General features: G+C 64.5%; 12 protein-coding genes and 1 other RNA gene. 2 read left to right on the forward strand and 11 right to left on the reverse strand.

What is annotated here, in order from left to right:
• Nucleotides 1-14: 14 nt before the first annotated feature.
• The 6 genes from ASC75_RS01590 to mraZ are packed head-to-tail and all read right to left on the reverse strand — an operon-like array spanning nucleotide 15 to nucleotide 6,508.
• Nucleotides 15-1,448, reverse strand: coding sequence for a UDP-N-acetylmuramoylalanyl-D-glutamyl-2,6-diaminopimelate--D-alanyl-D-alanine ligase (locus tag ASC75_RS01590; protein ID WP_055969721.1), 1,434 nt, complete (start codon nucleotides 1,446-1,448; stop codon nucleotides 15-17).
• On the reverse strand, nucleotides 1,445-2,899 hold the full coding sequence (locus ASC75_RS01595; RefSeq protein ID WP_055969725.1) for a UDP-N-acetylmuramoyl-L-alanyl-D-glutamate--2,6-diaminopimelate ligase: 1,455 nt from the start codon (nucleotides 2,897-2,899) through the stop codon (nucleotides 1,445-1,447). The genes ASC75_RS01590 and ASC75_RS01595 overlap by 4 nt, the downstream gene beginning before the upstream one ends.
• Before the next feature lie 52 nt (nucleotides 2,900-2,951).
• Nucleotides 2,952-4,661, reverse strand: a complete 1,710-nt coding sequence (locus ASC75_RS01600; RefSeq protein ID WP_055969728.1) for a penicillin-binding protein 2 — start codon at nucleotides 4,659-4,661, stop codon at nucleotides 2,952-2,954.
• The gene (locus ASC75_RS01605) at nucleotides 4,658-5,032 is read right to left on the reverse strand and encodes a hypothetical protein (protein ID WP_055969730.1); all 375 of its coding nucleotides are present in this window, start codon (nucleotides 5,030-5,032) and stop codon (nucleotides 4,658-4,660) included. The genes ASC75_RS01600 and ASC75_RS01605 overlap by 4 nt, the downstream gene beginning before the upstream one ends.
• Nucleotides 5,033-5,036: 4 nt before the next feature.
• Nucleotides 5,037-6,053, reverse strand: coding sequence for a 16S rRNA (cytosine(1402)-N(4))-methyltransferase RsmH (gene rsmH, locus ASC75_RS01610; protein ID WP_055969733.1), 1,017 nt, complete (start codon nucleotides 6,051-6,053; stop codon nucleotides 5,037-5,039).
• Nucleotides 6,050-6,508: a division/cell wall cluster transcriptional repressor MraZ gene (gene mraZ / locus ASC75_RS01615; protein ID WP_055969736.1), complete on the reverse strand. Its 459-nt coding sequence runs from the start codon at nucleotides 6,506-6,508 to the stop codon at nucleotides 6,050-6,052. Before mraZ ends, rsmH begins: the two co-directional genes overlap by 4 nt.
• 397 nt (nucleotides 6,509-6,905) lie before the next feature.
• On the opposite strand from mraZ, the gene ASC75_RS01620 reads away from it, so the two are divergent.
• Nucleotides 6,906-8,021, forward strand: coding sequence for a cystathionine gamma-lyase (locus tag ASC75_RS01620; protein WP_055969739.1), 1,116 nt, complete (start codon nucleotides 6,906-6,908; stop codon nucleotides 8,019-8,021).
• Between the two features lie 296 nt (nucleotides 8,022-8,317).
• Here ASC75_RS01620 and ASC75_RS01625 read toward each other — a convergent pair whose 3' ends face one another.
• The 5 genes from ASC75_RS01625 to ASC75_RS01640 all read right to left on the reverse strand — a co-directional run bounded on the left by ASC75_RS01625 (nucleotide 8,318) and on the right by ASC75_RS01640 (nucleotide 11,552).
• Nucleotides 8,318-8,599: a type II toxin-antitoxin system ParD family antitoxin gene (locus ASC75_RS01625; RefSeq protein ID WP_055969742.1), complete on the reverse strand. Its 282-nt coding sequence runs from the start codon at nucleotides 8,597-8,599 to the stop codon at nucleotides 8,318-8,320.
• 148 nt (nucleotides 8,600-8,747) lie between these two features.
• Nucleotides 8,748-9,144, reverse strand: an RNA gene (gene rnpB / locus ASC75_RS03490) — RNase P RNA component class A.
• 82 nt (nucleotides 9,145-9,226) lie between these two features.
• A complete protein-coding gene (locus ASC75_RS01630; RefSeq protein WP_055969744.1) occupies nucleotides 9,227-9,874 on the reverse strand; it encodes a transglycosylase SLT domain-containing protein in 648 nt (215 codons plus the stop codon).
• A gap of 197 nt (nucleotides 9,875-10,071) precedes the next feature.
• Nucleotides 10,072-10,836, reverse strand: coding sequence for an N-acetylmuramoyl-L-alanine amidase (locus ASC75_RS01635; protein WP_055969747.1), 765 nt, complete (start codon nucleotides 10,834-10,836; stop codon nucleotides 10,072-10,074).
• Nucleotides 10,833-11,552: a DnaJ family molecular chaperone gene (locus ASC75_RS01640; protein WP_055969750.1), complete on the reverse strand. Its 720-nt coding sequence runs from the start codon at nucleotides 11,550-11,552 to the stop codon at nucleotides 10,833-10,835. The genes ASC75_RS01635 and ASC75_RS01640 overlap by 4 nt, the downstream gene beginning before the upstream one ends.
• Before the next feature lie 147 nt (nucleotides 11,553-11,699).
• Here ASC75_RS01640 and ASC75_RS01645 point away from each other — a divergent pair, with 147 nt between their 5' ends.
• On the forward strand, nucleotides 11,700-12,602 hold the full coding sequence (locus tag ASC75_RS01645; protein WP_055969753.1) for a DMT family transporter: 903 nt from the start codon (nucleotides 11,700-11,702) through the stop codon (nucleotides 12,600-12,602).
• The last annotated feature ends 39 nt before the right edge of the window (nucleotides 12,603-12,641 follow it).

A 12,641-nucleotide genomic window follows, 5' to 3' on the forward strand; every position in this document is an offset into this window, starting at 1 on the left:
CCCCCGAGACCCCGTCAGGTCGGTGTGGTGTTGCCGGCATGCGCCGGGAATGTCTTGATGAGTGCATCGACGAGCCTGGAAAAGCCGATGCCTTTCGACGATTTGATCATGACCGCGTCGCCGGGCTGAAGTGTCTGCAACAGGACGGACTTCAACTCGTCGACACCGGCGCGGTATTCCGACTTGACCCCCTCGGGCAGCGTATCGGCAAGCGCCTTCATCTCCGGCCCGGCCATCAGCACCACGTCGGTCCTGGTCGAGCCGATCAGTTCGGCAAGGCCGGCATGCAGTTTGGCCGAATGCGCCCCCAGCTCCAGCATGTCGCCAAGAACGGCGATGCGCCGCCCTGCCCCGTGGATCGGCGTTGCGTCGAGCAGTTCGATCGCAGCCTTCATCGAAGCCGGATTGGCGTTGTAGCTCTCGTCGATCAACGTGATCGGCCCATTGGGCAGGGCCAGCACGTGGCGTTGCCCGCGTCCGCTTTCGGCGGTCATCGATGCCAGTGCGGTGGCAACCGTCGGCACGTCGGCACCGCAGAGATGGGCCGCCCCCATGACGGCGAGCGCATTCTGTACGATGTGGCGGCCTGGCGCGCCGATGCGGGCGGGCACGTCGCGGCCACCGATGCGCGCCACGATCATCGAATGGTCGGCCTCCAGCGTGCATTTCAGCAGCCGGAAATTGGCACGCGCGTTCTCGCCATAGCTCATGACGTTGTCGACGCCTGTCGCGCGGGCGAATTTTTCGAGAAGCTTGTAGCGGCCGTCGTCGCGGTTGAGCAAAACCGCCCCGCCGGGTTCGACGCCCTCGAAAATCTCCGCCTTGGCCTTGGCGATCTCGTCAAGGTTGCGGAAGAAGCCGAGATGCGCCGCGGCAATCAGCGTCACGATCGCGATGTGCGGCCGAACCATGCGCACCAGCGGACTGATTTCGCCCGGATGGTTCATCCCGATCTCGAAGACTGCGTAGTCGCAATCCTCCGGCATGCGCGCCAGCGTCAGCGGCACGCCCCAATGATTGTTGAAGGATGCCGCCGAAGCATGCACCTTGCCGACCGACGACAGTGCATGGCGAAGCGCTTCCTTGGTCGAGGTCTTGCCGACCGAACCGGTGACCGCGATGATCCGCGCCCGCGAACGGGCACGCGCCGCAACACCGGCCTTTTCGAGCGCCGCCAGAACGTCGGGCACCACGATCATCGGCGCCGTCAGCCGGCCGAGCGCCGGCAGCTTGCCTTCGGCGACGACAAGCAGTCCTGCTCCCGCCTTGATGGCGGCGGTGGCGAAGTCGTGGCCATCCATCGCATCGCCCTTGATGGCGAAGAAGGCTTCGCCCGGCTTCAGGCTGCGGCTGTCGATGGAAATGCCCGAGATGCCTTCAGGCATCTGGCCGAACGGACGGCCGCCTGTCGCTTCGACCAGCGCCTCGGAGGTCCACAGCAGGCTCATCCCTGCCCCCCGGCGAGCGCGTTGCGCACTTCCTCATGATCGGAGAAATGCAGCGTCTCGGTACCGATCGTCTGGCCTTCCTCGTGGCCCTTGCCGGCGACGATCAGCGTGTCGCCCGCATGCAGCATGCCCACGGCCTCTTGGATCGCTAGCCTGCGGTCGCCGATCTCGATGGCGCCGGGCGCGGCAGCCATGATGGCGGCACGAATCGTTTCAGGCACCTCCGAGCGCGGATTGTCGTCGGTGACGATGGTAACGTCCGCCAGCCTCGTGGCGATCTCGCCCATGATCGGGCGCTTGCCGCGGTCGCGGTCGCCGCCACAGCCGAACACGACGATGACGCGGCCGGTCGTGAAAGGCCGAACCGCCGCCAGCACGTTCTCCAGCGCATCGGGCTTGTGGGCGTAGTCGACATAAACGGGCGCACCGGCAGCGGTGGTGCCGACGAGGTCGAGGCGGCCAGGCGCGCCTTCGAGATATTCCAGTGCCCCAAGCGCCTTGCCGACGTCGGTGCCGGTGGCGATGGCAAGGCCGGCAGCCACGAGCGAGTTGGCGACCTGGAAATCGCCGGCCAGCGGCAGGTCGATCTCATGGATCGCGCCGTCGCACTCGATCTCGGCGCGCTGGCGATGGCGCTCGTGCTCCACCCGCTTGAGGCTGAGGAAGTCGCCATGGCGGCCGACTGTGAGCACCTTCAGGCCGGCGGCACGCGCCGCGTCGATGGTCGGCTTCGACCATGGGTCGTCGGCGAAGACAATCGCCGGAGCGCCCTTCGGCAGCAGGGTGTCGAACAGGCGCAGCTTGGCGCGGTGATATTCCTCGACCGTCGGGTGGTAATCCATGTGGTCACGGCCGAGATTGGTGAAACCCGCCGCAGCCAGCCGCACGCCGTCGAGGCGGCGCTGGTCGAGACCGTGGCTCGACGCCTCCATCGAGGCATGCGTCACGCCCGAGGCGGCCAGTTCGGCGAGCAGCTTGTGCAATGCGACCGGGTCCGGGGTCGTCAATTGCCCGTATTCGTTGCGGCCAGGCGCCACCACGCCGGTGGTGCCGATGCTGGCGGCGGCATAGCCCGCATGCTTCCAGATCTGGCGGGTAAAGGCTGCAACCGAGGTCTTGCCGCTGGTGCCGGTGACGGCGACCATCGTTTCGGGCTGGCGGCCATAGAACTTGGCGGCACTCAGCGCCAATGCCAGGCGCGGATCGTCGACGGAGATCACCGGAATGCCGGCCGAGGCAAGGCCCGCCCCCTTGGCGGCGACAATGGCAACGGCACCGCGTTTGGCCGCATCGCCGGCATAGGTGGCACCGTCGGCCTTGCTGCCGGAGACGGCGAAGAACAGCGTTCCTGCCGTCACCTGCCGCGAATCCGACGAAACCCCGTTCACCTCGACATCTCTGGGCAGAACCCCATCGACGGGCAGGATACCGGCAAGGTCAATCAGTTTCATCGAGTTCCGTTCGCTACATACAAAGCGGCGCGCCGCCGGCGCGCCTGCAGAATCAGGGATAAGAAGCCAGAGTTGCACTACCTTCTTGGCCGAATTCTGGCTTCACGCCAAGCAGGGACGCCGAACGCCGGATAATGTTTGCCACCATCGGCGCGGCGGTGAAGCCGGCCGTGGCCGAACGGGTCGAGCCTTCGAGCTTCGGTTCGTCGATGATGGTCAGCACCACATATTGCGGATCCTCCATCGGGAAGGCGGCGATGAAGGCGTTGAAGTTCTTTTCCTTCGAATAGCGCCCGTTGACGACCTTTTCGGCCGTACCGGTCTTGCCGCCGACCCGATAGCCGGCAACCGTGCCGCGCTTGCCGGAACCGCCCGGCGCCGTCGCGTTCAGGTTGTACAGGTAGCGCATGTCGTTGCTGGTCTGCTCGTTCACCACCTGCGTCGAGGCTGCGATCGCCTCGTCCAGGGTGCGCGGCAGGAAAGTCGGGGTCATGTAGCGGCCGCCATTCATCAGCGCGACGACGCCGGCCGCCGTCTGCAGCGGCGTCGTCGAGAAGCCGTGCCCGAATGCCGCGGTGATCGAATGCACCTTCTTCCAGACCTTCGGCTCGGTGGGACGTGCGGATTCGGGAAGTTCGGTCTGCAACCGGTCGAGCAGGCCCAGGCGCTTGAGGAACTCGCGATGTCCCTCGATGCCCACGACGTCGGCCTCCTTGGCCGAGCCGATATTGGACGAATAGATGAACACTTCCGGCACCGTCAGCACGCGGCCCTTGCCGTGGAAGTCGCGGATCGTCTGGCGGCCGATGGTCAGCGGGCGGCTGGCATCGACGGTGCTGTTGAGCGTCATTTTGCCCGAATCCAGCGCCATCGCCGTGGTGAAGCTCTTGATGGTCGAACCCATCTCGAACAGGCCCGCCGACATGCGGTTCAGCCGGTCCTTGTCCTGGGCATTGAACGGATTGTTTGGATCGAAGTCCGGCACCGAGCCCATGCCGAGGATTTCGCCGGTCTTGGCGTTGATCACCACCGCACCGGCGGCCACCGCGCGGTACTTTTCCATCGCTGCCTGGATCTCGTCGCGGACGATGTGCTGGACGCGCAGGTCGATCGACAGCCTGACCGGCTTGAGATCCTTGGCGATCGCGAGGCCCGAGGCCTGCAGGTCGGCAAGCCCCTGGTCGTCGATATACTTCTCGAGACCGGAAATGCCCTTGTTGTCGATGTTGGTCAGGCCGACGATGTAGGAAGTCGTTTCGCCGCCAGGGTAGAAGCGGCGCTTCTCGGTACGGAACGCGATGCCGGGAATGCCCAGCGCCAGGATGTCGGCCTGCTGCTTCGGCGTCAGCTGGCGCTTGAGCCAGACGAAGCCGGTGCCGCTCTTGAGCTTGTTGTAGGTCTGCTCGACATCGAGGTCCGGCAGCACCGTCGTCAGCTTCTCGATCGCCTCGTCGGCGTCGACGATGCGGCGCGGCTCGGCAAACAGTGAAGCGGTCTTGATGTCGGTGGCGAGCACTTCGCCGTTGCGGTCGACGATGTCGGGGCGCGATGCGGTCACGCGGCTTTCAGGCCCGTTAGACATCTCGGGGTCCTGCATGGCCAGATAGACGAGACGGCCACCGATCGTCGCATAGATGCCGAAGAACACCGCCATCGTCATGACGACGCGGTTGCGGGTGCGTCCGCCGGTGGTCTTGCGCGCGCTGTCGACGACGATTGAGCTGTCGCCCGCGCTGCGCTTCTTGCCGAACAATCCGATCACTGGGCGATCCCTCCGGTCGTCGTCTGGTCCGGCGCGATTTCGGCGACGCCGCCGAAACGCTCGCTGGTGATGTCTTCGATGGTCAGCGGGCGCACCGGCAGATCCTGGAGGCTGACGATCTGGCGGGCATCCACCGGCAGAAGCTTGAGCTCCATCTCGTAGACTTGCGCCAGCTTCTGCAGCCGTGACGGCTGGGTGAGCAGGCTCCAGTCGGCCTTCAGCAGGTCGATGGTGTCTTCCTCGAAGCGGATCTGCGCCTGGATCTTGTTGACGGCCTTGAGCTGGTTCTCGGCCTCGTCCTTGGTCTTGTAGGTGAATGCCGCGGCGCCAACCATCACGGCGATCAGCACGATGTCAGTGGTGCGGAACATGGGCTCACCTTTCTCCCGACTGGTTGACGTCGGGAAGCTTCGGAAGTCCGAAGATGGAAAAGTCTTCGCCGCGAGGTGCGACGCTCGTGCGAACCGCCGCACGCAGCTTGGCCGAGCGTGCGCGCGGGTTGACGGCTGTCTCGGCGTCGCTCGGGCCGAGGGCATTGCCCGCCTTGGTGAAGGTCGTCGCGATCACGTCGAGCTCCGGCATGTAGCGCGACCGCGATGGCGCGCTCGAGCGATCGGCGATGAAGCGCTTGACGATGCGGTCTTCGAGCGAATGAAAGGTGACGACGACGAGGCGCCCGCCGGGCTTCAGCGCGCGCTCGGCGGCAAACAGCGCCCGCGCCAGCTCGCCCAGTTCGTCATTGACATAGATGCGCAGCGCCTGGAACACGCGCGTCGCCGGGTGGATCTTGTCCTTGGGCGCACGGCCGATATGGGTCTCGATGGCATCGGCGAGATCGAGCGTGCGCTCGAACGGACGCTTTTCGCGGCGGCTTTCGATCATCCGGGCAATGCGGCCGGCATGGCGTTCCTCGCCGAGGAAACCGAAGATGCGCGCGAGATCGCCCGCCTTGAAACGATTGACGACGTCGGCGGCACTTGCGCCTGCCTGGGCCATGCGCATGTCGAGCGGCCCGTCGGCGCGGAACGAAAACCCGCGCTGCGCCTGGTCGAGCTGCATCGAGGAAACGCCGATGTCGAGAACGACCCCGTCGACCAGTTCGACATGCTCGTCGAGGCTGGAGAACGGCGCCTGCACCAGGCGCAAGCGCCCGCCCGACTGCGCCTCCAGTTCGCGGCCGGCAGCAATGGCATCGGGGTCGCGGTCGATCGCCACGACGGAAGCTCCGACGGCCAGGATGGCCTTGGTGTAGCCGCCGGCGCCGAAGGTGCCGTCAATGACGACCTCGCCCGGCTGCGGCTTGAGCGCAGCCAGGACTTCGGCGAGGAGAACCGGAATGTGGCGGGCCGGTCCGCCGACAGCTTGATGGTCATCGCCGTGACCCGCCATCATTCCGGTCGCTCCCCAGGCTTCGTCCCCTGCCGAAGCTTCAGGAGCCGGGCACGAACGTCCGCGCCATGGCTGCGCAGCCGCTCCGGCTCCCACATCTGAAAAAACTGCCCGCGCCCGACGAAGGCCACGTCGGTCGTGATCCCCGTATGCTCGCGCAGGAAATCCGAGACCGAGATGCGCCCGTCCTGGTCGAGTTTCAGGAACGTGCTGTCGCCATGGATGAAGAAGGACATGTCGTCCGCCGTCTGCAGGAACGGATCTTCTTGCGCGATACGCTGCTCGTAGCGGTCGAGCAGGTCGAGCCCGCCGACGTCGAGCGCCGGAACGTCGAGCGCCCTCAGTGCATAGAGCTCGGCATAGCCGCGCTTCTGCAATACGGCACGGAAATGCGCCGGAACGGAGACCCGTCCCTTCGCATCGATCCTGTTCACCGCATTTGACAGAAACCGGTCCATCGCATGATCCGGCCGCTTCCGCGGCCGCGCCCCTCGTCGTCATGTCGCCCGCGCCCCAATGGCCCGGTCCAACCGCAAATCCAGACTCTCCGTCGACCGACACGCCTCGCCATCCGCAGTCGCCGCGACTGCCGGATCGGCGAACGCCTCACCCTCTACTGGAACGAAATCATGGTTACCGATTTGGGATAACATGGGGTAATATGGGCGTCAACGGGAACTAGGCACACTACACACCTGGATCAGCCTTTCCGGCCCTTTCGCGGCGTCCCGTTTTTTATGGTCCATTAAGGCTAACGAAGGGTTATCGACTGGCCCAGCGCGCCAGCGCTCTTGCCCGGGTGCAGCAGTCGCCCTAGCGTCGGGGTGAAGGTCCCTGCCCGGAAAGTCCGCATCCATGACCAACGCTTCCAATTCCCGCGCCGCCTCGCTTGCCCATCTGCGCCGCGCCAGGCTCTCGGTCGGCGATCCCATTCCCCTGCCCTTGACCATGGCGGCGATCTTTCACGCCCCCGGCGACGCCACCGGCTTCAACCAGTACGGCCGCTTCAGCAATCCGGTCTGGGACGCGGTCGAAGAAATGCTCGGGCATCTGGAAGAGGCCCCCTGCGTGGGCTTCCCGTCGGGCATGGGAGCAATCTCGGCGGTGTTTTTCGCCTTGCTCAAGTCGGGCGACCGCATTCTGCTGCCCTCGGACGGCTACCACACCACCAGGATTCTGGCGGACCGCTTCCTCGGTGCCTTTGGCGTTGCCTGCGACGTCAGGCCGACATCGTCATTCCTCGACGGCGGCTTCGACGGCTATCGGCTGGTCTTCGTGGAAAGCCCGTCCAACCCGGCGCTCGACATCTGCGACATAGCGGCCGTGGCCGACGCGGTCCGCAAGTCTGGCGGCCAGTTGGTGGTCGACAACACCACCATGACGCCCTTCGGCCAGCGTCCGCTCGACCTCGGCGCCGACATCGTCGTCGCCGCCGACACCAAGGCGCCCAACGGTCATTCCGACGTGCTGTTCGGCCACGTCGCCAGCCGCAACCCGGAAATCATCACCGCCATTGCCGAATGGCGGCAGAACGCCGGCGGCATCCCGGGACCGTTCGAAGCCTGGCTCGTCCATCGCGGCTTGGAGACGCTCGAATTGCGCTTCGACCGCATGTGTTCGTCGGCCGAAGTCATCGCCCAGAGGCTGCAGCAGCATCCAGCCGTCGGCGGCCTGCGCTTTCCGGGCCTTGCCGACGACCCGTCCCACAATCTGGCCCGCGCCCAGATGGAGCGCTTCGGCTTCCTGATCAGCTTCGATCTCGGGTCGGAAGCCAGGGCCGAGGACTTCATCAACGGCTGCGAATTGATGCATGCGGCAACATCGTTCGGCGGCGTTCACACAGTCGCCGAGCGGCGCCTGCGCCGTGGCGACGCAGTGACGCCGGGTTTTGTCAGGCTGTCGGTCGGCTGCGAACCGGTGGAAGAGCTCTGGGCCGCCATGCAGGCCTCGCTGGACCGGCTTTCGGCGTGAAGTGTCTATGACTTCACTTCGTCACTGGTGATGTTGCGGCGACCGTGGAGGACTCGAAGATGACTACCTCCCCGTCAGACACCTTGTAGAAGGTGACGTATTCACCCTCGACGACGTGCCGCACTTCTGGCAGCACATCCTCGCGCGAAGCGCCGGATCGAGGTGTTGAGTTGCCAACAACTCCGACCGATCCGACAGACGCGTCATGAGCCGGAGCGCCGCCGACGGACTATGCTGCGCGAGGTAGTCGCCGATCGCCTCGACATCGGCCATAGCCCGAGGCGTCAGGCGATAGCTCATCGGCCGCCTTCGCGTTTGTCGAGTGCCTCGTACTTGCCGGAGAGCCGCGCCATGAAGCTGGCGCCATCCTCACCCGGCCCGCTATCGATGCCTTCCTGGATCAGGGCACGCAATTCCTCGAGGGTGTAGCCGAAGAGGTCGCGGCGCTCTTTCCACAATCGCAATGCGTCGCGGATGACTTCGCTGGCTGAGGCGTATTCACCGGCATCGACCGCACCATCGACGGCGGCGGCAAGTTCGGGCGACAGCGTGATGCTGCGCTTGTCGACATGACCCATGGCACTGCTCCCGCTTGCGGCAACGGTACGATCAAATCGCACCGAACTCAACGACAGCAGCAGGTTTGCCTTGGCTGGACAACGTCGAAGCGCTGAATCAAGACAAGCGAACATCGCCGCAAGTCACTGAATTCATATGGCTGAAGGCAGCGCCAGCTGGCCTGTAAGCCGGGTTCTGTATGGCCCCCGCGCCTTGCGGCACGGGAACGTGGCGACCATTCTTCTTGGACGCATGTTGCCATGCGCCTCACGCAACCTACCCGGGCGGTGAGCCGGAAACAGCCCTGAGGGTCGCCCCTCGTACCACCCCTATTCGGTTTTGCTCCCGGTGGGGTTTGCCGTGCCGCTCCTGTTGCCAGTCGCGCGGTGGGCTCTTACCCCACCCTTTCATCCTTACCGCGGAATCCGCGGCGGTTTGCTTTCTGTGGCACTTTCCCTGGGGTCGCCCCCGCCGGCCATTAACCGGCACCGTGTATCCATGGAGCCCGGACTTTCCTCACCCGCGGCCTTTCGGCGATTGCGGGTGCGGCCGCCCGGCCAGCTGGCAAGGGCGTATAGAATGGTTCGCACGGCAAAAGGCAAACAAAAACGTGCGCCGTCCCGGGAACCATCCCTGTCCTCGGGCCGTTAGCTGCCGATACGGGCCTGTACTTTTTTGCAATAGGCGGCAGAAACCGGGTTCATGCGCTTGGCGCCGTGGCCGGCATTGTACCTGAGGATCGTGCCGCAGGTCGTGCCGCCAGCGAGTTCATGTGCCTTGGCGAGGTACTTGATGCCAAACTTGATGTTGGTCTCGGGGTTGAACAGGCCCTTGGCCGAGCCGCTGTAGCCCATCATCCGCGCGGTTGCCGGCTTGATCTGCATCAGGCCGATTTCGCCGGCCTTGCCGCGGGCGTTCGGGCGATAATTGCTCTCGACGCTGATCACCGCATGCGCAAGCGACACTGGCACGCCGTAGGAAGAGGCATAGCGCGCGACGATTTCGCCGAACGGCGCATTCGACTTGGTTGCCTTGGCGGTCTTGCCGGCCTGGTCCTTGAGCGTCTTGGCGCCCTTGGCGCCGATCGAGGCGGTCTTGAAGTTGTCGACGGCAGCTTCCTTCTTGGAGCTGCAACCGAAGAGATAGGGGCAGTCGTCTGCAGCCTTGTTTGTCTTGGCGTTTTTGGTGGTTTCGATGATCGCCTTCGAGGCCCTGACTGCTCCGTCCTGGGCGTGAGCGGCAAAAGAAGTCAGGCCGGCGGCTAACGCCACCGCAACAACGGTCAGATTCTTCATGTTATCCTTGTTCTCGAACAGGCCGCGCGAAAGCTATCGCGCAGCATCCCTTCCTGACGCCGGGGCCCTCTTCGGGGCATTGCAGGATTAGCCGGCGCCTTGCACGGGGATGCATGTGACGGGCGAACTGGCGGGAAAAATGACCGGGCAAGTCACAAAGGGTGACAGGTTGTAATCTGGCGAATCAGCCACCTGGACTAGTCAAGGCTGCCTTCGAGGGAGGAAAGCAGCCGCCGCAGGGTCGAAACTGTCGAGGCATCGGCCACCCCGTCGACGCAGCTGGTGCGGAAATGTCGTTGAAAAGCTTGGACAGTTACCGCTGTCTGCGCATCGAAATGGCCAGTGATTTCGACACCGTAACCATAGAATGCCAGCATCGACTGCAGTTCCTCGACAGCGCTGCCGCTCTCGCCAGGTTGCAATTCGCGGCGCCCGTTGCGCGGCGAAGGTGCGACCCAATGACCTATGCCGGCCTCGTGCAGCATGCGCCACGAAAACTTCTCGCCCGGGTCAACCTTGCGCCCCAGCGCCACATCCGAGTGCGCCAGCACGCGTTCTGGCGGCACATTGTGACGCCCGGCAATGCCGAGGCAAAGCGCGACGACCGCCTCCATCTGCCGCCTTGGAAAAGAGCGATAGCCGAAGGCATGGCCGGGATTGACGATCTCGATGCCGATCGAGCAGGAATTGATGTCGGTCTGGCCCTGCCAGGAGCTCTTGCCGGCATGCCAGGCCCGGTCGCTCTCGCGCACCATCTGCACGATGCGGCCGTCCTCGTGCACGAGGTAGTGCGACGACACCTCACTCACCGGGTCGCACAACCAGGCTTCAGCGCCCGCCCCGGTTTCCATGCCGGTGTAGTGCAACACGATCATGTCAGGCTTCACACCCTCACGCCGCAGCCCGAAATTAGGCGAAAGCCGGACCTCGGCATGCGGGTGGTCGGGTTGGAAACCGCTCATGCGTGCCGCAGCCCCCTTTCGATCATTTCGTAGGCCGCATTGATTGCGGCGATGCGCGTCGTGGCGATTCGGATGAACTCTTCCGGCAGGCCGCGTGCAATCAGCTTATCGGGATGGTTGTTGGCGACAAGCTTTCGATAGTGCTTGCGCACATCCTCGAACGATTTTCCGCGCTCGATGCCGAGTACCCGGTATGGATCGGCCTCGCCGAGATCGAGATGCCGCGCCAGGATGGTCTGGTAGTGGGATTCCTCGATGCGGAAGATCTCCGACACCCGATGCAGGAAAGTGCCCTCGCGCTGGTGCAGCATTCCATCCGATTTGGCGATGTGGAACAGCCCGTCGAGAATGTCCTCCAGCATGCCGCAGTTGGTATGGCCCGAGCCGCACAGCCGGGCCATGCGCTGGGCGTAGAGCTCGAAGCCGGCAACATCCTGCTGGGCGATGTCGTAGAGGCGCGCCACGTCGCGCGCATGCTCGGGCGGAACCGCGAAAATCTCGTAGAAGGCGCGAACCTCGTCCTGCGACACCACGCCGTCCGCCTTGGCCATCTTGGCCGAAAGCGCGATCATCGCCACCGAAAAGGCGACGCGGCGGCGCAACTCGGCATCGCCTGAAAAGACGGTTCTGACAGCCTCGACGACATCGGCCACGCCGTTTGCCGCCGACGCCGAGATACGCGCAATGAAGTCGCCGAGGCGGTCCCAAATCGACATGGCCGCTTCTTAGGATGAAACATTCGCAAATGCGAGATGCCATTGCGCCCCAGGCATAACTTTGTCGGCGCTGTAATCCCTGGACCAAAACTCTGGACCAACGGAAAATCCACGACGCGAAAGCCCGGCCCCGCTAACGGTTGCGCCATGGACGCACGCAACGCCACCCAGTCGACCTCCAGGATTTCCCGCGAGACCATGGGGCTCGCTCTGGGCACGCTTGGCGTCGTCATTTTCGGCGGGACCCTGCCGGCGACGCGGGTCGCCCTCACGACCTTTTCGCCCTGGTTCGTCACCCACGGACGCGCCGCCATGGCGTCCCTTGCCGCGGCACTGCTACTCGTCATCCTGCGCAAGCGCCTTCCCAGGGGTGATGCGCCTGCTCTGTTCCTCGCGGGCCTCCTGCTGGTATTCGGCTTTCCGATCTTTTCGTCGATCGCCATGCAGACGGTCCCGGCCTCGCATGGCGGCGTCGTCCTCGGCGTGCTGCCTTTGATCACCAGCATATTTGCGGCTCTGATCGGCGGCGAGCGCCCGTCGGTGCTGTTCTGGATTTGCGGCGTAGTGGGTGCGGCACTGGTGGTGGCGTTCGCCATGCGCGACAATGGCATGACCCTCTCGACCGGCGATCTGTTCCTGTTTCTCGCCGCGCTATCCGCCAGCCTCGGTTATGTCGTGTCGGGCAAGCTGGCGCGCCACATGCCGGGCTGGGAAGTGATCTGCTGGTCGCTGATCCTGACGGCACCGATTTCGATCCCGGCCGCCATCTGGAGCTGGCATCCCGAATTCTCCAACGCTTCGGCCGCCGCCACCTTTTCGTTCCTCTATCTGAGCTTCGGCTCGATGTTCCTTGGCTTTTTCGCCTGGAATGTCGGCCTCGGCATGGGCGGCATCGCCCGGGTCAGCCAGGTCCAGCTGCTGCAGTCCTTCGTCACCCTGGCGATTTCGGCCTTCCTGCTCAAGGAACATGTCGGCAGCGAAACCGTGCTGTTCGCACTCGCGGTGATTGCCATCGTGGCGCTCGGCCGACGCGCGCGCGTCTCGCGCTGATATCAAAGAAAAAGCCGGAGCAGTTGCTCCGGCCCTTCG

It is taken from the genome of Aminobacter sp. DSM 101952 (genome assembly GCF_001424795.1).
GTDB classification, from domain to species: Bacteria; Pseudomonadota; Alphaproteobacteria; order Rhizobiales; family Rhizobiaceae; genus Aminobacter; species Aminobacter aganoensis.